General features: G+C 59.0%; 21 protein-coding genes. 6 read left to right on the top strand and 15 right to left on the bottom strand.

Annotation, left to right across the window (positions count from 1 at the left end; genetic code table 11):
* The first annotated feature begins 229 nt into the window (after positions 1–229).
* On the top strand, positions 230–1324 hold the full coding sequence (locus tag FPT12_RS22730) for a PLP-dependent cysteine synthase family protein (RefSeq protein ID WP_145020316.1): 1095 nt from the start codon (positions 230–232) through the stop codon (positions 1322–1324).
* 88 nt (positions 1325–1412) lie between these two features.
* On the opposite strand, the gene FPT12_RS22725 is transcribed toward FPT12_RS22730, so the two are convergent.
* From FPT12_RS22725 to FPT12_RS22715, 3 genes are all read right to left on the bottom strand, one after another.
* Complete coding sequence (locus FPT12_RS22725) at positions 1413–3026, bottom strand: NAD(P)/FAD-dependent oxidoreductase (RefSeq protein WP_145020313.1); 1614 nt, start codon at positions 3024–3026, stop codon at positions 1413–1415.
* A 110-nt stretch (positions 3027–3136) separates the two neighbouring features.
* Positions 3137–3811 (bottom strand): COG3650 family protein, encoded by a 675-nt coding sequence (locus FPT12_RS22720; RefSeq protein ID WP_145020310.1) that lies wholly within the window; start codon positions 3809–3811, stop codon positions 3137–3139.
* 94 nt (positions 3812–3905) lie between these two features.
* Positions 3906–4505, bottom strand: a complete 600-nt coding sequence (locus FPT12_RS22715; RefSeq protein WP_145020307.1) for a short chain dehydrogenase — start codon at positions 4503–4505, stop codon at positions 3906–3908.
* A 104-nt stretch (positions 4506–4609) separates the two neighbouring features.
* Between FPT12_RS22715 and FPT12_RS22710 the strand changes: the two genes are divergently transcribed.
* Positions 4610–5524 (top strand): LysR family transcriptional regulator, encoded by a 915-nt coding sequence (locus FPT12_RS22710; RefSeq protein WP_145020304.1) that lies wholly within the window; start codon positions 4610–4612, stop codon positions 5522–5524.
* On the opposite strand, the gene FPT12_RS22705 is transcribed toward FPT12_RS22710, so the two are convergent.
* From FPT12_RS22705 to FPT12_RS22665, 9 genes are all read right to left on the bottom strand, one after another.
* Positions 5515–6018, bottom strand: a complete 504-nt coding sequence (locus FPT12_RS22705) for a DoxX family protein (RefSeq protein ID WP_145020301.1) — start codon at positions 6016–6018, stop codon at positions 5515–5517. The two genes, FPT12_RS22710 and FPT12_RS22705, sit on opposite strands and share 10 nt — an antisense overlap.
* Positions 6015–6788: a DNA-binding domain-containing protein gene (locus FPT12_RS22700; RefSeq protein WP_145020298.1), complete on the bottom strand. Its 774-nt coding sequence runs from the start codon at positions 6786–6788 to the stop codon at positions 6015–6017. Before FPT12_RS22700 ends, FPT12_RS22705 begins: the two co-directional genes overlap by 4 nt.
* The gene (locus FPT12_RS22695) at positions 6785–7678 is read right to left on the bottom strand and encodes a DUF692 domain-containing protein (protein WP_145020295.1); all 894 of its coding nucleotides are present in this window, start codon (positions 7676–7678) and stop codon (positions 6785–6787) included. The genes FPT12_RS22700 and FPT12_RS22695 overlap by 4 nt, the downstream gene beginning before the upstream one ends.
* A 22-nt stretch (positions 7679–7700) precedes the next feature.
* Positions 7701–8009, bottom strand: coding sequence for a DUF2282 domain-containing protein (locus tag FPT12_RS22690; RefSeq protein ID WP_123582497.1), 309 nt, complete (start codon positions 8007–8009; stop codon positions 7701–7703).
* A 234-nt stretch (positions 8010–8243) separates the two neighbouring features.
* Positions 8244–8945: an ABC transporter ATP-binding protein gene (locus FPT12_RS22685; protein WP_145020292.1), complete on the bottom strand. Its 702-nt coding sequence runs from the start codon at positions 8943–8945 to the stop codon at positions 8244–8246.
* Positions 8946–9713 (bottom strand): high-affinity branched-chain amino acid ABC transporter ATP-binding protein LivG, encoded by a 768-nt coding sequence (gene livG, locus FPT12_RS22680; protein WP_054596017.1) that lies wholly within the window; start codon positions 9711–9713, stop codon positions 8946–8948. It lies immediately after the preceding gene.
* A complete protein-coding gene (locus FPT12_RS22675; RefSeq protein ID WP_145020290.1) occupies positions 9710–10966 on the bottom strand; it encodes a high-affinity branched-chain amino acid ABC transporter permease LivM in 1257 nt (418 codons plus the stop codon). Before FPT12_RS22675 ends, livG begins: the two co-directional genes overlap by 4 nt.
* Positions 10963–11886, bottom strand: a complete 924-nt coding sequence (livH, locus tag FPT12_RS22670) for a high-affinity branched-chain amino acid ABC transporter permease LivH (protein WP_145020287.1) — start codon at positions 11884–11886, stop codon at positions 10963–10965. The genes FPT12_RS22675 and livH overlap by 4 nt, the downstream gene beginning before the upstream one ends.
* A gap of 231 nt (positions 11887–12117) precedes the next feature.
* The gene (locus FPT12_RS22665) at positions 12118–13245 is read right to left on the bottom strand and encodes a branched-chain amino acid ABC transporter substrate-binding protein (RefSeq protein WP_145020285.1); all 1128 of its coding nucleotides are present in this window, start codon (positions 13243–13245) and stop codon (positions 12118–12120) included.
* 347 nt (positions 13246–13592) lie between these two features.
* Here FPT12_RS22665 and FPT12_RS22660 point away from each other — a divergent pair, with 347 nt between their 5' ends.
* On the top strand, positions 13593–13898 hold the full coding sequence (locus FPT12_RS22660) for a DUF2288 domain-containing protein (RefSeq protein ID WP_145020282.1): 306 nt from the start codon (positions 13593–13595) through the stop codon (positions 13896–13898).
* A 311-nt stretch (positions 13899–14209) separates the two neighbouring features.
* Here FPT12_RS22660 and FPT12_RS22655 read toward each other — a convergent pair whose 3' ends face one another.
* Together FPT12_RS22655 and rapA are read right to left on the bottom strand one after the other, a co-directional pair.
* Positions 14210–16387 (bottom strand): hypothetical protein, encoded by a 2178-nt coding sequence (locus FPT12_RS22655; RefSeq protein WP_054596021.1) that lies wholly within the window; start codon positions 16385–16387, stop codon positions 14210–14212.
* Between the two features lie 377 nt (positions 16388–16764).
* Positions 16765–19611, bottom strand: coding sequence for an RNA polymerase-associated protein RapA (gene rapA / locus FPT12_RS22650; protein WP_145020280.1), 2847 nt, complete (start codon positions 19609–19611; stop codon positions 16765–16767).
* Positions 19612–19873: 262 nt separating this feature from the next.
* Here rapA and FPT12_RS22645 point away from each other — a divergent pair, with 262 nt between their 5' ends.
* From FPT12_RS22645 to ccoM, 3 genes are all read left to right on the top strand, one after another.
* Positions 19874–20215, top strand: a complete 342-nt coding sequence (locus FPT12_RS22645; protein ID WP_145020277.1) for an aspartate-semialdehyde dehydrogenase — start codon at positions 19874–19876, stop codon at positions 20213–20215.
* 147 nt (positions 20216–20362) lie between these two features.
* Positions 20363–20524, top strand: coding sequence for a hypothetical protein (locus FPT12_RS27710; protein WP_007906621.1), 162 nt, complete (start codon positions 20363–20365; stop codon positions 20522–20524).
* A 145-nt stretch (positions 20525–20669) separates the two neighbouring features.
* Positions 20670–20786, top strand: a complete 117-nt coding sequence (gene ccoM / locus FPT12_RS28230) for a cytochrome c oxidase subunit CcoM (protein ID WP_007926603.1) — start codon at positions 20670–20672, stop codon at positions 20784–20786.
* 183 nt (positions 20787–20969) lie between these two features.
* Here ccoM and FPT12_RS22640 read toward each other — a convergent pair whose 3' ends face one another.
* Positions 20970–22445, bottom strand: a complete 1476-nt coding sequence (locus tag FPT12_RS22640) for an inorganic phosphate transporter (RefSeq protein WP_145020274.1) — start codon at positions 22443–22445, stop codon at positions 20970–20972.
* Positions 22446–22769: the final 324 nt, after the last annotated feature.

The following is a 22769-nucleotide window of genomic DNA, read 5'->3' as shown; positions in this document are numbered from 1 at the left end:
GTTGTTAAAACAAAAGTTATATTCTTTTTTGTTATATGTCGTTACAACGATCTCTCCGGGACCCGGCCTGAGCCTAGCAGTTGGCTGGCGTATTGGGCCTCAGCTGTACCTGTGCGTTATGCGGGTTTTTTCCTAAGCTTGTTGACTGAGCCTTTCGACAAGGTCAATCCGTTGCCTGTTGTCACCGCCAAGTTTTCCTACGCCTATTCGATTCAACGAGAAAAAGACCATGAGCGACAACCGTCAGTGGGCCCGCGAAGCCATCCGGATCATCGAAGCCGACTTCCAGCGCAGCGCCGATACGCACCTGATCCCTTTGCCACTGCCGGGATTGCCGGGCATCGAGTTGTACTTCAAGGATGAGTCCAGTCACCCCACCGGTAGCCTCAAACATCGGTTGGCGCGCTCACTGTTCCTTTATGCGCTGTGTAACGGCTGGCTCAAGCCGGGAGCGCCGGTGATCGAGGCGTCCAGTGGTTCGACGGCAATCTCCGAGGCGTATTTCGCGCGCTTGCTCGGTTTGCCGTTCATTGCCGTGATGCCGGCCACCACGTCTCAGGAAAAGATCGCGCAGATCGCCTTTTATGGTGGAAAAAGCCATCTGGTGCAGGACCCGACGCAGATCTACGCCGAGTCTGAGCGTCTGGCCCGGGAGCACGATGGCCATTTCATCGACCAGTTCACCTATGCCGAACGCGCCACCGACTGGCGAGCCAACAACAACATTGCCGAGTCGATTTTTCAGCAAATGCGTTTCGAACGTCATCCTGAACCGAGCTGGCTGATTTCCAGCCCTGGAACGGGCGGCACCACCGCGACCTTGGGGCGCTACGTGCGTTATCGCCAGCATTGCACCCGCGTGTTGTGCGCCGATGCCGAGCGTTCGGTGTTCTTCGAGTACTACCAGACCGGCGACGCGAGCTTGCGCCTGGATTGTGGTTCGCGGATCGAAGGCATTGGCCGGCCGCGGGTCGAGGCGTCGTTCTTGCCGAAGGTAATCGATGCGATGGTCAAGGTGCCGGACGCGTTGTCGCTGGCGGCCATGCATTATTTGGCGCAGCGTCTGGGCCGGCATGTGGGAGGCTCGAGCGGGACCAACCTGATCGGCGCCTTGATGGCGGCGCAGCAGATGGTGGCAGCGGGGGAGAGTGGCTCGATCGTGGCGATTCTGTGCGATAGCGGCGAACGCTACGCGACCACCTATTACAATCAGGACTGGTTGAAGGCTCAGGGTTATGAGTTGAGTGGCCTGATCGCAGCCGTTGCGGCCAGTGTCGAGCGCGGTGAGCCGCTGCCGGCCAGCGTGTTGCGCGCAGGTATCTGATCGCGGCGGATTGATCGTTCCCACGCTCCGCGTGGGAATGCAGCCAGGGACGCTCTGCGTCCCAAGCGTGGGAACGATCTACTGTGTGTCAGGCCTCGATACCGAGAATATCCCGCGCCACGGCTTCGGCAATGCGAATCCCGTCGACACCCGCCGACAGGATCCCACCGGCATAACCGGCGCCTTCACCGGCCGGGAACAGGCCTTTGACGTTCAGGCTTTGCATCGACTCGTTACGGGTAATCCGCAGCGGCGAAGAGGTGCGGGTCTCGATCCCGGTCAGCACCGCGTCGTGCAGCGAGTAGCCGCGAATCTGCTTCTCGAAGGCTGGCAAGGCTTCACGAATGGCGTCGATGGCAAACGCCGGCAACGCCAGTGCCAGATCACCCAGTGCAACCCCGGGTTTGTAGGAGGGTTCGACGCTGCCCAGCGCCGTCGACGGCTTGCCGGCGATGAAATCGCCGACCAGTTGCGCCGGTGCTTCGTAGTTGCTGCCACCCAGCACAAAGGCGTGGGACTCCAGACGTTCCTGCAACTCGATCCCCGCCAATGGGCCGCCCGGATAGTCGACTTCCGGGGTGATGCCCACAACAATCCCGGAGTTCGCGTTACGTTCGTTACGCGAATACTGGCTCATGCCGTTGGTCACCACACGGTTCGGCTCGGAAGTCGCCGCCACCACCGTACCGCCCGGGCACATGCAGAAGCTGTAGACCGAGCGACCATTCTTGGCGTGGTGCACCAGTTTGTAGTCGGCGGCACCGAGTTTCGGGTGACCGGCATATTTACCCAGGCGCGCGCTGTCGATCAGCGATTGCGGGTGTTCGATACGGAAACCTACCGAAAACGGCTTGGCTTCCATGAACACGCCACGACCGTGGAGCATGCGGAAGGTGTCGCGGGCGCTGTGGCCAAGGGCAAGAATCACGTGTTTCGAGTGGATCTGTTCGCCGCTGGCGAGCTCGACACCGGTCAACTGGCCGTCTTCGATCAGCACGTCAGAGACTTTTTGCTGGAAGCGTACTTCACCGCCCAGCGCACGAATCTGCTCACGCATGTTTTCGACGACGCCCGTCAGACGGAACGTACCGATGTGCGGTTTACTGACGTAGAGGATCTCTTCCGGCGCGCCGGCCTTGACGAATTCGTGCAGGACTTTGCGACCATGGTGCTTGGGATCCTTGATCTGGCTGTACAGCTTGCCGTCAGAGAATGTCCCCGCGCCGCCTTCACCGAATTGCACGTTGGACTCGGGATTCAGCACGCTTTTGCGCCACAGACCCCAGGTGTCCTTGGTGCGCTGACGCACTTCTGTGCCGCGCTCGAGAATGATCGGCTTGAAGCCCATCTGCGCCAGCAGCAGCCCGGCGAAAATCCCGCACGGGCCGAAACCGACCACGATCGGTCGTTGGCTCAAATCCGTCGGAGCCTGGCCAACGACCTTGTAGCTGATATCCGGCGCCGTATTGACGTTACGGTCGTCGGCGAACGTGTGCAGCAACTTCGCCTCATCGCGCACACTAAGGTCGATGGTGTAGATGAAGCACAGTTCGGAAGATTTTTTGCGCGCGTCGTAGCTGCGCTTGAACAAGGTGAAATCGAGCAGGTCATCACTGGCGATGCCCAGGCGTTGCACGATGGCAGGCCGCAGGTCTTCTTCGGGATGGTCGATCGGCAGCTTGAGTTCGGTGATTCGTAACATGACGGGATCCGGTTCGCGGGGCGCACAACTGCGCCAAAGGCGTTTCACAAACCGGTGATTATAAGCCTCAACGGCCCGTTCCGGTGAGGCTAAAACAGCATCCTGTCGAATCAGTCGTTACGCGAGCCGCCGAAATACGCGCAGCCACGTTGTACCTGACCGTTGACCCGCAACTCGGCGCTCATGAATTGAACGCTGCCGTGGGTGCTGTCGACGCAGCGTTGTGGTGCGATCCAGAGTTCAACGTGTTGGTCATTGGCTTCGCTACTGAGGCTGAAACGTCCGTCACCGAGTTGTTCTTCCAGAAACGGTAAGGCCAGCGCTGGCTGGCCGGTACGCTCGATCACCATGCCCTTGGTGTTGACCTTGACGTTCCAGTCGGGCGTATTACCGCTGGCACGCAAGATCAGCCGCTGGAAGTTGGGGTCTTCACAGGCTGTGCCCGAGCGTTCGACGCGGTATAGCTGCTGCACGTCGAACTGGGCACCCGCATCAGCTGATTTGCCAGTGGCAACCCGGCCGCGCACGTCAGCGAAAATCTTGTGCTGCGAGCCCGCCAGCGTTGCGGCTTCCTGCAGGATGCTGGTGCTGCCGGCGTCATTGACGACATACAACTTGTTTTCCTGGCACGGCTGAAACATCAGCTTGCCAGTGTCCATGCTGAGTTCGCCCTGCATGCGGGTCAGGCCCGCCATGGACGGTTTCTCAGGCTGGCTCTGCAGCAACTGGCAACCAGCGAATACAGGAAGCAGGGCGACAAACATCAGGGAACGGGCAGCACGCATCGTTGGGTCTCCAGACAAGTGCCGCCACGTTACTCAGGCTGACCGCTCATCACAACCCTGCAGTGCGCCTGCCTTCCTGTAAAACGCGTCGTTCTTAGCCGACGTTATAGGTCTGGCCAGTCTGCAAGCCTTCTACGCTTTTCGCGTAGGCCAGCGCCACATCGGCGGCTGGGACCGGTTTGAATCCACGGAAGTACGGTGCGTAACTGCCCATGGCTTCAACCAGTACGTTAGGGCTGACCGAGTTGATCCGCAGACCGCGTGGCAATTCGATAGCCGCCGCTTTTACGAAACTGTCCAGTGCGCCGTTGACCATCGACGCCGAGCTGCCGGTACGAATCGGATCGTGGCTGAGAATACCGGTGGTGAAGGTGAACGACGCACCGTCGTTGGCGAAATCCCGGCCGATCAACAGCAGATTGACCTGGCCCATCAGCTTGTCTCGCAAGCCCAGCTCGAAGTCTTTTTCGGTCATGTTCGCCAGTGGCACGAAGTTGACGCTGCCGGCGGCGCAGATCAGCGCATCGAAAGTGCCGGTCTGTTTGAACAGTTGGCGGATGGACTCGCTGTCACTGATATCCACCTGAAAATCTCCGCTCTTGCGGCCAATGCGGACGATTTCATGGCGCGGTGCCAGTTCGCGATCAATGGCCGAGCCCACAGTACCGCTGGCGCCAATCAGTAGAATTTTCATCGTGCTGCTCCTTTATGGGTTGGACGAGGTTTCAGTTTAGTGTGGTTTTTTTTATTGATAAGCGTGCTAATGGGCAACCTTTGGTTTTCAAATGGAAACAATCCATGAGCGAAATGGATGATCTGGCGGCGTTTGCAGTGTTGATCGAGGCCGGCAGTTTCACGCTGGCAGCGCAGCAACTGGGGTGTAGCAAGGGGCAGCTGTCCAAGCGCATCAGTCAGCTGGAAACACGTTTCAGCGTGGTGCTGTTGCAGCGAACCACACGGCGTTTGAGCCTGACGGCGGCCGGTGCGGCGCTGTTGCCGCAAGCGCAGGCGCTGGTGATTCAGGTCGAGCGGGCGCGACAGGCCCTGGCACGGTTGAAGGACGATATGGCAGGGCCGATTCGGATAACGGTTCCGGTGTCGCTGGGGGAGACCTTTTTCGATGGATTGCTGCTGGAATTTTCCCAAGAGTACCCCGACGTGCAGATCGAACTTGAGCTGAACAACAGTTACCGCGACTTGTCGCGGGACGGGTTCGATCTGGCGATTCGTTCAGAGGTGGCCAACGACGAGCGAATGGTGGCCAAGCCGCTGCTGGCCTGGAACGAGATGACCTGCGCCAGCCCGGCTTATCTTGAGCAGTTTGGTGAGCCGCAGACGCCGGCGGACCTGGCCGATCATCGTTGCTTGCTCAACAGCCATTACAGCGGTCGGGAAGAGTGGCTGTATCACCAGCAACATGAACTGTTGCGGGTGCGGGTCTCGGGGCCGTTCGCCAGTAACCACTACAACCTGCTGAAGAAGGCTGCGCTTGCCCACGCGGGGATCGCGCGCCTGCCTTCTTATTTGCTGCAGGCTGAGCTGGCCGATGGCCGTTTGCGCTGGCTGCTGCGCGACTATCAGACGCGCAGAATGCCGATGTATCTGGTGCACCCGTATCAGGGCGGCTTGCCCAAGCGCACGCAAGTATTGGCCGACTACCTGATGAGATGGTTCAAGCGCAGCGGCGAAGCGCTGGATCGGCTTCAGCGATAACGTTTGGCGATCAGATGATCGATCGATAGCACGCCCGGCCCTCTGGCCATCAGGTACAACAGAATGGCCGCCCAGGTACCGTGAGTCGGGTAGGCGTCCGGGTAGACAAAGGTTTGAATGGTCAGGGTCATGCCCAGCAGCGCCAGGGCCGAGAAGCGAGTGGCGAAGCCGACGAGGATCAGGATCGGGAAGAAGTGCTCGGCGAAGGCCGCCATGTGCGCCGCCAGTTCCGGGGACAGCAACGGCACGTGGTATTCGCTTTGGAACAACGGAATGGTCGAGTCCGCGAGGTGCGGAATACCGAGCTGGAAGGTACCGTCGAACAGGTCGATGGCCAGGCCCTCGACCTTGGTTTGCCCGGACTTCCAGAACACCGCGGCAATGGAGAAACGTGCAACGAAGGCGATCAGGCTGTGGGGGATTTTCTCGAACAGTTCGATGATTTGCTCGATCAGACGAGTGATGGCGTTCGGGTGTTCGGTGCGGGTGTTCATGGCGATACCTTGTCGTGTTGCAGGTGGATGATGGCGTTGTGGCCGATCAGCAGCGCCAGGCACTGACTCGGGTCGAACGCCGGTGCGGCGTTCAGGGCATCGGCTACTGCTTGCCCTAGAGGGTGGTTGTTTTGCAGGCTGTGGATGAAGGTCGCAGTGCCGACATCGATCGCAAAGACCTCAACCTCCAGGCCGTTGCGCAGCACCAGCGCGCTTTGCGGGTGATACGGCTCGAGGTTCCGGGGCGGTGTGTCAGTCTGGTGGGCGGCCCATAGCGCAACGGTGGCGTACGGCGAACTCAGCGTGAACGTTGAGGGATGCAGATGGATGTGCAGCTGTGCGAGCGCTTCGGGAGCAGCCAACGCAGCAGCAATCCGGGCAGGCTCGACGGCATTGGCATCCGCTGCGTGATAGGCCATCACCCGCAAGCGTTCCAGGCGCGCAACATCTGCGAGATAAGGCACTGAAGCGGCCGGTGCAAAGTGCTCGATGAAACTGGCGAAGTCACTGCCGTAGTCGTTGATCAGCGCACTGGTCGGTGGGAAATCTCGCACATAGAGCTGGGCCATGGCCCGGAAGAATTCATCGCCGACCAACTGCGAAACCACTGGATAACTGTCGGCCAAGGCGTTGATCAGCGAGCTCTGCACGTTATTGCGATACACCGCGAAACGGCTGGCCGGATCAGCCCCGTTGGCGCTGAACAACCCGTCAGGGCAGGGCCGTTGAGGATCAAGCAGGGCGGCGGCGAAATCGGCTGGAGTGCTCATCGGCGAACCCCGGTGTAACCCAGCAGTTCATCGGCCTGACGGGCCTCGGCGTGCAGCACGGAAAATGCGGGTACCTGATTGTCGCGCTCAATCAGCGTGGCCACCGGCCCGACGCGCTCAAGAACATGTGTGTACAGCGCCCACACGGCGTTATCGATGGGGGCGCCGTGATCGTCGATCAGCAGGCGATCGCCGAGGCTATCGGTGTCTTCGGCAAATCCGGCCAGATGGATCTCGCCCACGGCGTGCAGTGGCAGAGCGTCGAGGTAGGCTAATGGATCGCGCTGATGATTGATGCAGGAGACGTAGACGTTGTTCACATCCAGCAGCAAACCGCAGCCGGTGCGGCGGATGACTTCAGAGATGAAACAGGCTTCTTCCATGCCGGAGCGCTGGAACTGCAAGTAAGTCGCCGGGTTTTCCAGCAGCATGGGGCGTTTCAGATGCTGCTGGACCTGGTCGATATGCTCGCAGACACGCTGCAGTGTCGATGGGTCATAGGCCAATGGAAGCAGGTCATTGAGAAACACCGGGCCGTGGCTCGACCAGGCCAGGTGTTCGGAAAAGGATTGGGGTTGATAGCGTTCGATCAGATGGGCGAGCCGGGCAAGGTGCTCGACGTTCAGCGGACCTTCGCCGCCGATCGATAGACCGACGCCATGCAGCGACAGCGGATACTGCTCGCGGATCAAACCCAGGTAATGATGAAACGGGCCGCCGGCCACCATGTAGTTTTCGGCGTGGACTTCGAAGAAACCGATGTCCGGGCGAGTACCGAGTACTGCGCCAAAGTGCTCGGTCTTGAGCCCCAGCCCCGCGCGGGGCGGGAGCTCGGACGCCAATGCCTGAGTGTGAGAATGTACGGTGTGCAGCGCTGAAGTGGTCATCATCAACACTCAGGCAGAGGAGGGATTACGACTTGGCTTTGTAGGCGGCCATTTGACCGAAGCCGGTTGGTGAGGTCGGGCTGGCAGTCTTCTCGCAAGTGCCTTTTGGTACCAGTTTGAAGTGGTTGCTCTCGTAGTCGACTTTCGAGGTGCCCGCGCAGGTAGTGCCTGCACCTGCGGCGCAATCGTTCTTGCCTTTCATGGCGACGCCAAAGCATTTTTCCATGTCAGTGGCTGCGGCGTGGGCAGTGGTCGGCAGAGCTGCGATGCTCAAAGCGGAACCCAGGGCCAGGGCGAGGGCGGCGGCGGACAGGGTGCGAGTAGTAGCAGTCATGGTGTTTCTCCAAACAAGGGGTGGGTTCAAGTAAGCGTTGGTGCTTGCTTACCCCTCTAGAGAAAGGTCACTGCGGTTCGTTACAGCGCGTGTAAAAAAACTTTTGTACACGACACAATCCTGTAGGAGCACGGCTTGCCGGCAATGGCGTTCTTCCAGGCACCATCGCCGGTAAGCCGTGCTCCTACAAGGCAAAAAAAACGGCCCGCAGGCCGTTTTTTGTTGCAGCAGTGCTTAGCCGCCCAGGTAGGCGTCGCGCACTTTAGGGTCGCTCAGCAGGGCTGCACCGGTGCCTTGCATCACCACCCGGCCGTTTTCCAGCACATAGGCACGGTCGGCAACCTTCAACGCCTGGTTAGCATTCTGTTCAACCAGAAACACCGTCACACCATCCTTGCGCAGCTGTTCGATGATGTCGAAGATCTGCTGGATGATGATCGGCGCCAACCCCAGCGACGGCTCGTCGAGCAGCAGCAGCTTGGGTTTGCTCATCAGCGCCCGGCCGATGGCAAGCATCTGCTGCTCGCCACCCGACATGGTGCCGCCGCGCTGGTTGAAGCGTTCCTTGAGTCGCGGGAACAACCCCAGGACCTTGTCCATTTGCTCCTGGTAATCGCCCTTCTCGGTGAAGAAACCGCCCATGGCGAGGTTTTCTTCCACGGTCAGACGGGCAAACACCCGACGACCTTCCGGGACCACGGCGATGCTTTTACGCATGATTCGCGCGGAGTCCTGGCCGACCAGTTCTTCGCCCATGTAGCGAATGCTGCCGCTATGGGCTTGCGGCGAACCGCACAGGGTCATCAGCAGGGTGGATTTGCCGGCGCCGTTGGCCCCGATCAGCGTGACGATCTCGCCCTGACGGACTTCGACGTTGACGCTGTGCAGGGCCTGGATCTTGCCGTAGAAGGTGGAAACGTTTTCGAACTGCAGCATTTACGCTTCCCCCAGGTAGGCTTTGATCACTTCAGGATTGTCGCGGATCTGTTCCGGCGTGCCGTTGGCCAGAGGTGTGCCCTGGTTGATCACGAAAATGTGGTCGGAGATGCTCATGACCAGTTTCATGTCGTGTTCGATCAATAGCACGGTGACGTTATGCTCTTCACGCAGGGTGCCGATCAGCGCCTTGAGGTCGTCGGTTTCCCGCGGGTTGAGGCCGGCGGCCGGTTCGTCGAGCATCAGGATGCTTGGACGGGTCATCATGCAACGGGCGATTTCCAGGCGGCGCTGCTGACCGTAGGCCAGGGTGCCGGCCGGACGGTTGGCAAACTCCTTGAGGTTGACCTTGTCGAGCCAGAACTCGGCGTATTCCATGGCCTCGCGTTCGCTGCGGCGAAACGCCGGCGTCTTGAACAGACCGGCCAGGAAGTTGGTATTCAGGTGCCGGTGCTGAGCAATCAGCAGGTTTTCCACGGCGGTCATTTCCTTGAACAACCGCACGTTCTGGAACGTGCGCACCACGCCTTTACCGGCGATCTTGTGACCGGGCAGGCCTTCGATCGCTTCACCGTTGAGCTGGATAGTGCCAGCAGTGGGCTTGTAGAAACCGGTCAGGCAGTTGAACACGGTGGTCTTGCCGGCGCCGTTAGGGCCGATCATCGACACCACCTGTTTCTCTTTCACGCTCAGGGCAACGCTATTGACCGCCAGCAAGCCGCCAAAGCGCATGCTCAGGCCTTCTACTTTCAGGATCTCTCTGCTCATTTGCGCAGCTCCATGTGAGGACGTTGCATGGGCAGCAGACCTTGAGGACGCCAGATCATCATCAGCACCATCAAGGCGCCGAACATCAACATGCGGTATTCGCTGAAGTCACGCATCAGCTCGGGCAACAGGATCATCACGACAGCCGCGAGGACCACGCCGAGTTGCGAGCCCATGCCGCCCAGCACCACGATGGCGAGGATGGTGGCCGACTCGATGAAGGTGAACGACTCCGGCGTGACCAGACCCTGGCGCGCGGCGAAGAAGCTACCGGCAAAACCGGCGAAGCAGGCACCCAGGGTGAAGGCCGACAGCTTGATCACGGTCGGGTTCAGGCCCAGGGCCCGGCAGGCGATTTCGTCTTCACGCAGCGCTTCCCAGGCACGGCCGATCGGCATGCGCAGCAGACGGTTGATCACGAACAGCGCGAACAGTGCCAGCAACAGCGCCACCAGGTAGAGGAAAACCACTTTGCTGACCGGGTTGTACGTCAGGCCGAAGAACTCGTGGAAGGTCTGCATGCCTTCAGCGGCCGTTCTCTCGAAGCTCAGGCCGAACAGCGTCGGTTTGGGAATGTTGCTGATGCCGTTCGGTCCGCCCGTGAGGCCTGTCAGGTTCCGCAGGAACAGACGGATGATCTCACCGAAGCCCAGGGTCACGATCGCCAGATAGTCACCGCGCAGACGCAGCACCGGGAAGCCCAGCAAGAAGCCGAAGGTTGCCGCCATCAAGCCGGCGATGGGCAGGCAGATCCAGAAGCTCAGGCCGTAGTAGTGCGACAGCAGCGCATAGCTGTAGGCGCCCACGGCGTAGAAACCGACGTAGCCCAGGTCGAGCAGCCCCGCCAGACCGACCACGATGTTCAGGCCCAGACCGAGCAGCACATAGATCAGAATCAACGTGGCGATATCCACCGCACCGCGCGAACCGAAGAACGGCCAGACCAGAGCGATGACGATCAATCCCATGATGACCCAGCGCTGGGTACTGGGCAGGGTCAGGAAATTGCTCGCACTGGCCGGGATCAATTTACCTTTGGGCACGGAGCGCATGGCCGCGGTGTATTCGCGATCGAACAGCACGCGCAGGAACATCAACACCGAGCAGGCGGCGATGATCAGCAGCGTGGAGGTCGTGGCACCCTGTACTTCAAGGTTGATGCCGGCGATGGACAGTTTCAGGCCGAGTACCGGATACGCCACAGCCCAGACCAATAGCGCGCTGAAGAGCGCCTGTTTAAGATTCCTGATCATACTTTCTCAACCTCCGGACGGCCCAACAGGCCGGTTGGCCGGAATAACAACACCAGAACCAGAAGGCCGAAAGCCACCACGTCCTTGTACTGGTCACCGAATATATCGGCGCCGAATGCTTCGGCCACCCCCAGCACCAGACCTCCGAGCATGGCGCCCGGAATACTCCCGATGCCGCCCAGAACCGCCGCGGTAAAGGCCTTGAGACCCACCAGGAATCCGGCGTTCGGGTTGATCACGCCGTACTGCATGCTCAGCAGTACAGCCGCCACGGCCGCCAGGGCCGCACCGATGACGAAGGTCAGGGCGATGATGTTGTTGGTGTTGATGCCCAGCAGGTTGGCCATCCTGATGTCTTCGGCGCAGGCCCGGCAGGCACGTCCCAGACGTGAACGCGAAATGAACGTGGTCAGGCAGAGCATCACCACCAGGGTCACTACGAATACCAGGACCTGCATGTAGGAGATCAGCACTTCCTGGGCCCCGCCTGGACCGAAGGTGAAGCTGCCCGGAATCAGGTTGGGAATTGATTTGTCCTTGGAGTCCTGCGAGAGCAGTACGGTGTTTTGCAGAAAGATCGACATGCCGATGGCCGAGATCAGCGGGATCAGGCGGTTACTGCCCCGCAGAGGGCGGTAGGCGATCCGTTCGATGCTGTAGCCATAGGCACTGGTGACAACGATGGTCGCCAGGAATGCGGCGGTCATCAACAACGGTAGGGAATGGATACCCAGCATGGCCAGTCCGGCAAGGACGATGAAGGCCACATAGGAACCGATCATGTAGACCTCGCCGTGGGCGAAGTTAATCATTCCAATGATGCCGTAAACCATCGTATAGCCGATGGCGATCAGGGCATATGTGCTGCCAATGGTCAGACCATTAACCAGCTGTTGGAAAAAGTGATAGATCTCAGGCATTACTGCGCTCCTAAAAACCTGATACGCATTTCACTGGTGGAGTCATTTTCCCGCTCAGGCCCCATGGATCTGCATCCACTTCGAACGTGAGGTTTGCCAGCGAACCGCTGATGACGGTTTTGAGATTTTCAGGTGGGGAGGCTTCCGGATCACGGAGGCACGGCCCATTACCTCGTAAAATAAAGCCCACGGCACGCCGTGGGCTTTATTGGCAGTCAGTCAGGCAGCGCCTTACTGAGGCGAAACTTCGGTTTTAGGTTTGCCAAAGTGCCACTGGTAAACCACGAACTTGAAGTCTTTCAGGTCGCCCTTGGCGTCGTAGCTCAGGTCGCCAGTAGGGGTTTTGAAAGTACCTGCGTGGATGGCTGCAGCCACTTTGGCAGTGTCTTCGCTTTTGGCAGCAGTGATGCCGCCGGCGATGACTTCAACAGCCGAGTAGGCCGGGAACACGAACGGACCGGTCGGGTCCTGCTTCTTGGCAGCGAATGCTTCAACCAGTGCCTTGTTGGCCGGGTCCTGGTCGAAAGATTTCGGCAGGGTCACCAACAGGCCTTCGGAAGCGTCCTGGGCGATCTGCGAGATGGATTCGTTGCCGACGCCTTCTGGCCCCATGAACTTGGCGTTCAGGCCTTTTTCCTTGGCCTGACGCAGGATCAGGCCAAGCTCCGGGTGGTAGCCGCCGTAGTAGACGAAGTCGACGTTGGCTTGCTTGAGTTTCTGGATGATCGAGGAGAAGTCCTTGTCGCCGGCGTTCAGGCCTTCGAACACGGCAACCTTGACGCCTTTGCCTTCGAGGGTTTTCTTCACGGCGGTGGCGATGCCTTCACCGTATTGCTGTTTGTCGTGCAGAACGGCAACGATTTTCGGCTTTACGTGATCGGCGATGTAGTTACCGGCGGCAGGACCCTGGGCGCTGTCCAGGCCGATGGTGCGGAACACCATTTTGTAGCCACGGTTGGTGATGTCCGGGCTGGTGGCGGCCGGGGTGATCATGATCACGCCTTCGTCTTCATAGATATCGGACGCTGGCTGAGTGGAGCTGGAGCAGAGGTGACCGACCACGAACTTGACGCCGTCGTTGACCACTTTGTTGGCAACGGCAACGGCCTGTTTAGGGTCGCAGGCGTCATCGTATTCCTTGGCTTCGAGCATCTTGCCGTTGACACCGCCCTTGGCGTTGATCTGCTCGATGGCCATTTTAGCGCCGATGAACTGCATGTCACCGTACTGGGTCACTGGACCGGTTTTAGGGCCGGCGATGCCGATCTTGATGGTGTCAGCTGCGAACGAATGGCTGGCAACCCCGGCCAGAACCATAGCGGCAAACAGTTTGGAAATCTGCTTAGTAGCCTTATTCATAGTGCTCCACTCTTACTGTTGTATTTTTTATAGTCCTGGCAGCCTGAGCCACAGAACCGGATCGATATCTTGGATATCCCCCGGAAATGCCCCCGGCAACTGTACCGGTACAGTGTAGAGCGCCGGTTGTTCGCTTGGAAAGCTGGCGCTCAGGGGCAAAACCTGAGGGTGTCGCATTTTTGAAAGAAAAAGACAGAATTGCGGCGGGATTTTGGCTGCGTAGTAACCCGATTCAGCGGCTATCCTTGCTTTCCTGCAGTTCTCGATCAATGACTCTATTGCATCCGGGTTTTTCTGCCAGAGCGCCGACGTTATGATTGCGCCGATTTCAATTCCGGACAGGGCCCATGACTCAAGAACCTAGCACCCTCTATGCCAAGCTGCTTGGTGAAACCGCATCTATTACCTGGAAGGAACTCGAACCGTTCTTCGCCAAGGGTGCCCTATTGTGGGTCGATCCCGACCTGGATTTGATCGCTGCCGCTGAGGCGGTTGCCCTGGACGAAGGCGAGAAAGTGGCTGCCTGGCTGGCTGCCGACAAACTCGCCAAGCTCTCTGAAACGCGGGCGCTGGATCTTTTCGAGCGTGACCCGGAGTTGTGGGCCGTGGTCGTTTCGCCGTGGATTCTGATCCAGGAAAGGGCGCAGGCCTGAAGCTATGCACCGATTTGGTGCTGATGGCGTTCGGGTAAAAGTGTGTAGCCGAGTAGCGTGATGGCAGGTTGCCGTAGAGAAATGCCACAGGCAGGCGGAGGGGAAGGTTACGTAAACGTAACGGGAACAGTTTAATAAGCAGCCGAATGGCTGCTTAATTGTTTCTGGATGTTGGCAGGTCTGAATCTGATGATCGTTCCCACGCTCCCGCGTGGGAACGCCGCAACGGTCGCTCTGCGTCCGCTCCTGAATGTGACGCGGAGCGTCACGGGATGCATTCCTTTGCTGCGCGTGGGAACGATCGAAGGGTATCAGGCCGTCTTGCCCGTATGGTTATTCAGCGAAATGACCTTGGTCTTGCCGATGCGGTGACGGTAGATCTCGCGCAGGTACTTGATGGCTTTTTTCACGCAATCGCGCGACAGGCGGATATCGTTGATCGAGACAAACTTGTCTTTGTCGTTGATTAGCTCGCGGTACTTCTTCTCGTACATCGGCTTGATCGCGTACCAGTTGGTGTCGAGGATCTTCGCCGGGTTTTCGAACTCGTTGAGCAGCTCGTCGATTTTGGCCTCGTCGAAGTCTTCATGAATGATGAAGTCGAGGATCGAGTTGTCCAGGGTTTCGTCGAAACGGTACGGGTTGCGGGCGAAGCAGCGCTTGATGAACGCCACGATCAAGGTCAGGAAATCGTCTGACAGGCACGGGCTCTTGGCGATCAGGGTGGTCAGCGAAAGGTTGGCCGAGGCGCCGATCACCAGTGCATAACGCTTGAGCGTGGTGTTGGGGAACAGGCTGTTGAGGTGGGTCTTCAACCGGTTCAGGTCCATGTAGGACAGCTTGTAATCCTTGGGCAGCGACACGATCGACACCACCGACGAGCAGTTCTTGAAGAAGTGCAGGTCATGCAGCGCGGCAGCGTCGTAACCCGAGTTCTTGTATTGCTCCAGCGACGCACGATAGCGCTTGGACTCGATTGGCAACAGGCTGATGCCTTCGATGGCCTGGGTCACTTTGTTGAAGTGCGGCAGGTCGATGGAGCGGAAGAACAGGTCGTCGATGTTCAGGCGCTGCGGCTCTTTGTCGAACACCTTGAACTTGTCGCTGCTCGGTGCCGGTTGTTCTGGTACTACCGACTCGGCGTAGGCAATCGCCACTGGCCCGGCCAGACTCATGAACAGGTCGTTGGCGTCCAGGCGAATGGTTTCGCCGATATCGATACCGGCCCTACGGAAGTAGTTCTGGTCGTAGTCGGTGGTGACTGCCTGGGCCGTCAGAATGTTGAAGATCTGCTGCGAGATGTACTGGTTGGCGTGCTTTTCCATGGCATTGACATCAATGTTCTGGATATTGCCGTCATCGTTCTCTTCGGCGTAACGCATGATGTCGTTGGAGATCAGCATCATTGCGTTCCATGGGCGGATGCGGCCCATGACGCTGGCTTCGCTGCTGTCTTCGTTGGCGAAGTTGTACGAGAAATCCCATTCTTCCGACAGGTACTTGCACAACAGACGGCCGGCGTTGATGTGCAGCGCTTCAGACATTTCGCTGCGGTGATCGGAAATGTTCGGCAGTACGCAAATGCCGCTGGTGAAGATCGGTTCGAAAACGAAGGAATGACCGCTCTTGCTGTCGTGCTCGTCCACCGGTTTGGTGTCGAACGTCTTGTTCATGTACGAGTGTTGCTGGGCCAGCCCGAACTCCGAGGCCATGCCCGAACCGGTACCGCCGCCGGCGCTGAAGATTGAGAAATACAGGCGCGACTGGTTGGCCTTGATGCCGCAGCTGTCGATCAGGTACGAGTGGATCATCTTCCAGTCGGGGCTGGAGAAACGCTGGGTGTCCTTGTTCAGGATGATCTTCGCCAGGTACTGGCCGAGGATCGGCGCGTTACCGGCGCCACCGGCGTGGACTTCCGAGAGGTCCATGATCTTCATTTTGCTGTAGTCGCGCAGGAAGCCGCTTTTTTCGCCCTTGCGCGAGAAACGGATACGTCCGGCAATGTCTTTGTCGAGGTCGCCGAGCATCACCAGTGGCTCGACCAGGAACACCGGTTTGGTGGCCTTGCCGACACCCAGTTTGAGGTTGTTACGAATCCATTGCGCAGGGCTGTAGCCCTTTTCAGCATAGGGCTTGTCTTCGTTGTTGAACTCGTTGAGGTAGAACTTGCGGGCGTTGTACACCAGCTCCGCGACGTCCAGCGCAATGTTCGAACCGCAGCGACCCAGCCCGATCAGGCATACCGAAGGGAATTCCTGCTGATGCAGTTCGTGGGCGTCTTCCAGGTGCGGCGGCTTGGGGAACACCAGATCGCGCAGGCCATCGAGGTTGTCGAGGATGCGATCGGTGTTGGTCTCGGTAAAGTACAGGTACTGCTGGGTCGCAAGCGGGCGCGAGCTGGTCAATGGCTTCGGGACTGAGGGTTTATCCGTGGCGGCGGTGAGCGTCAGTTCGGATACCGCTGGGGCAGGATTATTTTTAGAAGTCATTGTGCGCCATGTGCCTGGACTGGTTGGTTCGGTGGCGAGATATCATCAAGCCATCACGAATAAGAAGCTCGCGACTTTACAGCGCGATATTGTCCCCAGCGATAGGGCTTTACCTGAGTATCGCTAGGGGGAATCCTTTCCTGAGTCATGATGAATCGGCCAAAATTTCGCGATCTTTAATCGAACAGAGGCAATTTGATGGCAGCGTTACCTTCGCTCGCGTTCGCTGGAGTCGGCAGTGAAGCCCTCATAACAATAAAAGAGACGGAGCTACGCAGAACTCGACCCAAGCGGCGAATGCCTGGCGTCTATTGTTCAGAAAACAAAAAAGGCCCGCATCGCTGCGGGCCTTTTGTTTTAACGGGGTAGAGGGGGGCTTAACCCGCCACCAGCACCCGGATCGCTTCCAGTCGCAGTGCCGCTTTGTCGAGCATGGCCAAGCCTTGCTCGCGCTGCTGGCGCAGGGCAACCAGTTCGCTGTCGCGCACGGTCGGGTTGACCGCTTGCAGGGCGGTCAGGCGCGCCAGTTCTTCATCGGTGTCGGCGGCCAGGCGGCGTTGCGCTTCGGCTACACGTTCGGCGTGGCGCGGAGTGATCTTCTCTTCACCGGCATTGATGCGCGGTGTCAGTTGATCACGCTGGGCCTGGACAAATTTGTTGGCGCTGGCGCGTGGCACGCTTTCGAGCTGGTCGTTGAGGGTTTCGAACGAGACGCGGCCCGCCAGGTCGTTGCCGTTGGTATCGAGCAGGCAGCGCAGCGCAGCCGGCGGCAGGTAACGGCCCAGTTGCAGCGAGCGCGGGGCAACCACTTCGCTGACATAGAGCAGTTCGAGCAACACGGTGCCAGGCTTGAGTGCCTTGTTCTTGATCAGCGCCACGGCGGTGTTGCCCATCGAGCCGGACAGCACCAGGTCCATGCCGCCCTGAACCATCGGGTGCTCCCAGGTGATGAATTGCATGTCTTCGCGAGACAGTGCCTGGTTGCGGTCGTAGGTGATGGTCACGCCTTCGTCGTCGCCCAGCGGGAAGCTGGCGTCGAGCATTTTTTCGCTCGGCTTGAGGATCAGTGCGTTTTCCGAATGGTCTTCGCTGTCGATGCCGAACGCGTCGAACAGGGTTTCCATGTAGATCGGCAGGGCGAACTGATCGTCTTGCTCAAGGATTGCCTCTACCAGCGCGTCACCTTCGCCCGCGCCGCCGGAGTTGAGCTCCAGCAGGCGGTCACGGCCGCTGTGCAACTCGGCTTCGAGGTTTTCACGGGTGGTACGGGCTTCGTCGATCAGCGCTTGCCACTCACCGTCATCGGCGTTTTCCAGCAGCGGCAGCAGGCGTGGGCCGAACTGATGCTGCAAGGCGTTACCGGTCGGGCAGGTGTTGAGGAACGCGTTCAGCGCTTCGTGGTACCACTGGAACAGGCGCTCTTGCGGGCTGGTTTCCAGGTACGGCACGTGCAGTTCGATGACGTGTTTCTGACCGATCCGGTCGAGACGCCCGATCCGCTGTTCCAGCAGGTCCGGGTGCGATGGCAGGTCGAACAGCACCAGGTGGTGGGAGAACTGGAAGTTGCGACCTTCACTGCCGATTTCCGAGCAGATCAGTACCTGGGCGCCGAATTCTTCGTCAGCGAAGTAAGCCGCCGCGCGGTCACGCTCGAGGATGTTCATGCCTTCGTGGAACACCGTGGCCGGGATGCCGGAACGTACGCGCAGGGCGTCTTCCAGGTCCATCGCGGTTTCGGCGTGGGCACAGATCACCAGCACTTTGGTGCGCTTGAGCATTTTCAGCTGGTCGATCAGCCACTCGACCCGTGGGTCGAAGCGCCACCAGCGTTGTTCTTCATCGATATCCGGTTGCGCCTGGAAGCTGACTTCCGGGTACAGCTCTGCGTGTTCGCCCAGCGGCAGTTCGAGGTATTCGTCCGGGCACGGCAGTGGGTACGGGTGCAGTTTACGTTCCGGGAAGCCTTGCACCGCGGCGCGGGTGTTGCGGAACAGCACGCGGCCAGTGCCGTGGCGGTCCAGCAATTCGCGGACCAGACGGGCGCTGGCCTCGGCGTCGCCAGCGTTGACGGCCGTCAGCAGCGCTTCGCCCTCATCACCGAGGAAACCCTGGATGGTTTTGTGTGCGGCCGGGGACAAGCGCCCCTGGTCCATCAGCTCCTGAACGGCTTCGGCTACCGGGCGATAGTTTTCGCTCTCGGCGCGGAAGGCCTTCAGGTCATGGAAACGGTTTGGATCGAGCAGGCGCAGGCGCGCGAAGTGGCTGTCCTGACCCAGTTGCTCCGGGGTCGCGGTCAGCAGCAGCACACCGGGAATGGTTTCGGCGAGTTGCTCGACCAGCGAATACTCGGGGCTGACCTGATCTTCGTGCCACACCAGGTGGTGCGCTTCGTCGACCACCAGCAGGTCCCAGCCGGCAGCGAACAGTGCGTCTTGGGCCTTTTCGTCGTCCACCAGCCATTCCAGAGCGACCAGTGCGAGCTGGGTGTCTTCGAACGGGTTGCCGGCATCGCTTTCGATGAAGCGTTCTTCGTCGAACAGCGCGACTTGCAGGTTGAAACGACGGCGCATCTCCACCAGCCACTGGTGCTGGAGGTTTTCCGGCACCAGGATCAGCACGCGGTTGGCGCGGCCCGAGAGCAGTTGGCGATGGATCACCAGACCGGCTTCGATGGTTTTACCCAAACCGACTTCGTCCGCCAGCAGAACCCGCGGCGCGATACGGTCAGCGACTTCACGGGCGATGTGCAATTGGTGAGCGATTGGCTGCGCACGCACGCCACCCAGGCCCCAGAGCGAGGATTGCAACTGGCGGCTGGTGTGTTCCAGGGTGTGATAGCGCAGGGAGAACCAGGCCAGTGGGTCGATCTGCCCGGCGAACAAACGGTCGCTGGCCAGACGGAACTGGATGAAGTTCGACAGTTGGGTCTCAGGCAGCGTCACTACTTCGTTCTGCGCGTTGAGCCCGTGGTAGACCAGCAGGCCGTCGACGTCGTCGACTTCGCGCACGGTCATTTTCCAGCCTTCGAAGTGAGTGATCATGTCACCCGGCGAAAACCTCACGCGAGTGAGGGGCGCATTCCGTAGCGCGTACTGGCGAGTGTCGCCAGTGGCCGGATAGAGCACGGTCAGCAAGCGACCGTCCTGTGCCAGAACGGTGCCTAAACCTAGCTCGGCTTCGCTGTCACTAATCCAGCGTTGCCCCGGTTGATACTGCTGCGCCATGCTGCCTGACTCCCGCCTTGAAAAAGCCGACTATCTTAACGGATCAGTGCCTTCAGAGCCAAAGGACTCTCATAAAAACTGCGAGGGCCTGTCATCGGTTATTTCCTGTGCCGCAGGAAATAACCGATGACAGGCCCTAGTCTTACCGTAGCGCACGGAGGCGATTGTCGATTGTGAGTGTCAACCGGGTCGCAAGTTTGCGACCGATGGCTCAAGTCGCCCCTCCAGCAGCCGACAGCCTGCCGTCAGGAGACTATTAACCATGCTGCCACCGATGCTCCCCTTGAGTGCCGTGCCGATTACTTCCCAGCAGGATCCGATTCGCCAGCGACCGGATATTCCGCCGGTGGTGCCGGTGGAGGCGAGCTCCAGTGAAAGTACGATCGACCTGCACAAGCGCCATGCCGAAGAGTCGGCGCAGTTGTTGCGCGAAGAGCAGCGGCGTCAGCAAGAACGCGACAGGCGTCGCCGCGAGGCCGAAGAGGATCCGCAAGAGCACCTGGCCGTGCCGGGTGACGAGTTGAACGCCGACAACACGGTGCCGGTGGTCCCGCTGATGGAGGATCAGCCGCGTCAGGGGTTGTGGGTCGATATCGAGGTCTGAAGCTCGCACACTATTTGTTGCGCTCTGATGCGGCTGGCGACTGGTCAGCGCCGGCTATTGGCCGCATTATTGGCAAACCTTGAGCGGGCAGGGTGACAGTGGTCGCTTTGCTACGCCTGTATCGACTACGAAGATGTAAGCCACGCCATGAGCCAAGACGACAAGCTGATCGACCTCAACACCGAGCGTGCCAAGCGCGTGCATGACCTTAATGAAAAGCGCCTGAACGAAGTGCGTCAGGCTTTTGAGCAGGCCATGCCTTTGGGTAAAGCGAAGAAAAAGCCGAAAAACAAACCGAAAAAGCGTTGATCCTCGCTGTTTCCATTGATGCAGGTCAGTTATTTCCCTTCCTTTTACGCCCGGCCTTGGGCGGCATTGATCCCGGTCAATTTTCTCTCGTGCCTGATTGGTTAACTTAGCCCCATCGCAACAGGGCAAGTGCAGGAGGCCAGTCATGTTTTTCGATAATGTGGTGATCGCCGGAGTGCTGACTGTCGGCCTCATGGTTCTGTTTTTTGCCGGGTTTGGATTTTTTATCTGGAAAGACGCACATAAGCGTAAAAAGCCTTAGGTCTTTCTGGAAGCACGAGCACGCAAGGCATTTTGGGCGACTTCGGTCGCCCTTTTTTTTTGCCTGCGAAAAGTGAAGATCGTTCCCACGCAGAGCGTGGGAACGATCAAAGCTTTGCTAAACATGTGGGCAATAAAAAAGGCGCGACCTCCAGGAGGGCGCGCCTTTTTGTTCGGCGATGAATCAGCTGCCGAGTGCCTTCGATGCCAGCCAGAACAGGCCGGCCGACAGGGCCACCGTTGCCGGCAGGGTCAGGACCCAGGCCAGCAGGATGGTTTTCACGGTGCCGCCTTGCAGGCCACTTTTGTTGGCGATCATGGTCCCGGCCACACCCGAAGACAGCACGTGGGTGGTTGATACCGGCAGGCTGAAGATGTTCGCCAGACCGATCATGCCCGCAGTGGTGATTTGTGCCGACATGCCTTGAGCGTAAGTCATGCCTTGCTTGCCGATTTTCTCGCCGATGGTCAGTACCACGCGTTTCCAGCCAACCATGGTGCCCAGGCCGAGTGCCAGGGCGACCGCCAGAATCACCCAGAACGGGGCATATTCGGTGGTGGTGGTCAGGTCTTTGCGCAGTTTGTCCAGGTCAGCCTTTTCGCGGGCATCGAGGCCAGGCAACTTGCCGACCTTTTTCGCCGTATCGTCCAGGCAGAGCAGGTAACGACGCACTTCAATGCGGCTTTCTTGCGACAGCGAATGGTAGTCCGCTACACCCTTGAGGGTGCCGAGCAGGGCGGTGATGGTCGGCTCGGTCTGTTGCGGGTTGCAGCGGAATTTCTCCGGCAAATCGCCATCCAGGCTTTTGCCCAAGGCCAGGAACTCACCCAGGGTATCGGCATTGCGCTTATAGAACTGGCTCAGGTGCAGGGTCGCATCGCGAGTCCGTTCGATCTGGTAGGTGGTACTGCTCAGGTCGAGTACAAACTGTGCCGGCACGATACCGATCAATACCAGCATGATCAGGCCGATGCCTTTCTGGCCATCGTTGGAACCGTGAACAAAGCTGACAGCCATTGCCGAGATCACCAGAACCAGACGGTTCCAGAACGGCGGGTGTTTCTTGTCGTCAAGTTTGCGGCGCTGGTCCGGTGTCTTGTGCATCTTGGACAGCGGACGCCACCATTTCAGGCCAATCAGCACCAGCGCGGCTACCAGGAAGCCGGCTATTGGCGAGAACACCAACGAGGCGCCGATATCGATCGCTTTCTGCCAGTTGACACCGTCAGCCAATGGAATGTCGTTGATCAGGGCGTTCGCCAGACCCACACCGAGGATCGAACCGATCAGGGTATGAGAACTGGAGGCAGGGATACCGAAGTACCAGGTCCCCAGGTTCCAGGTGATGGCCGCAGCGAGCAACGAGAACACCATCGCCAGCCCGTGGCCGGTATTCACATTGATCAGCAACTCTACCGGCAGCAGGTGGACGATGGCATACGCCACGCCAACGCCGCCCAGCAATACGCCGAGGAAATTGAACACACCGGAAAAGAACACTGCCAGATGAGGCGGCATGGCTTTGGTGTAGATAACAGTGGCAACCGCGTTAGCGGTGTCATGAAAGCCGTTGATGAACTCGAAGGCGAGGACAAAGGCCAGGGCGAGCAAGAGGCTCACAAGCACCCAAGCATCCAGTCCGCTGAATAAATCGATCATGAAGGTTTTCTGACCCGGTCATAAGGGGGCGCGATTATGCCAGAAAACCCTGCTAATCAATGCACTTGCTGCTCATCGGTTACATTCTTCAACGATTTAGTGTGTAACAAGGCCCTAAGTCCCAGTGTTGCCGTAGGTTTTTCAAGCCTTTGATTTCATTGGGTGTTGTGGCACGCGCCGGCATTTCAGCGACTTCGATGGGGGGCTGAACGGGGTGTGTGAAATATCTGTAAGGAGGGCCAGCCAAGCGCCAATAACCTCATCCGGTAGGAGTGAGGTGGCAATCGCCGGCTTTTAGCAGGCGCGATATGGGACGCCAACTCA

The organism is Pseudomonas sp. H3(2019), assembly GCF_007713465.1.
Classification (GTDB): Bacteria; Pseudomonadota; Gammaproteobacteria; order Pseudomonadales; family Pseudomonadaceae; genus Aquipseudomonas.
This window is presented reverse-complemented; position numbering and strand designations above follow the sequence as displayed.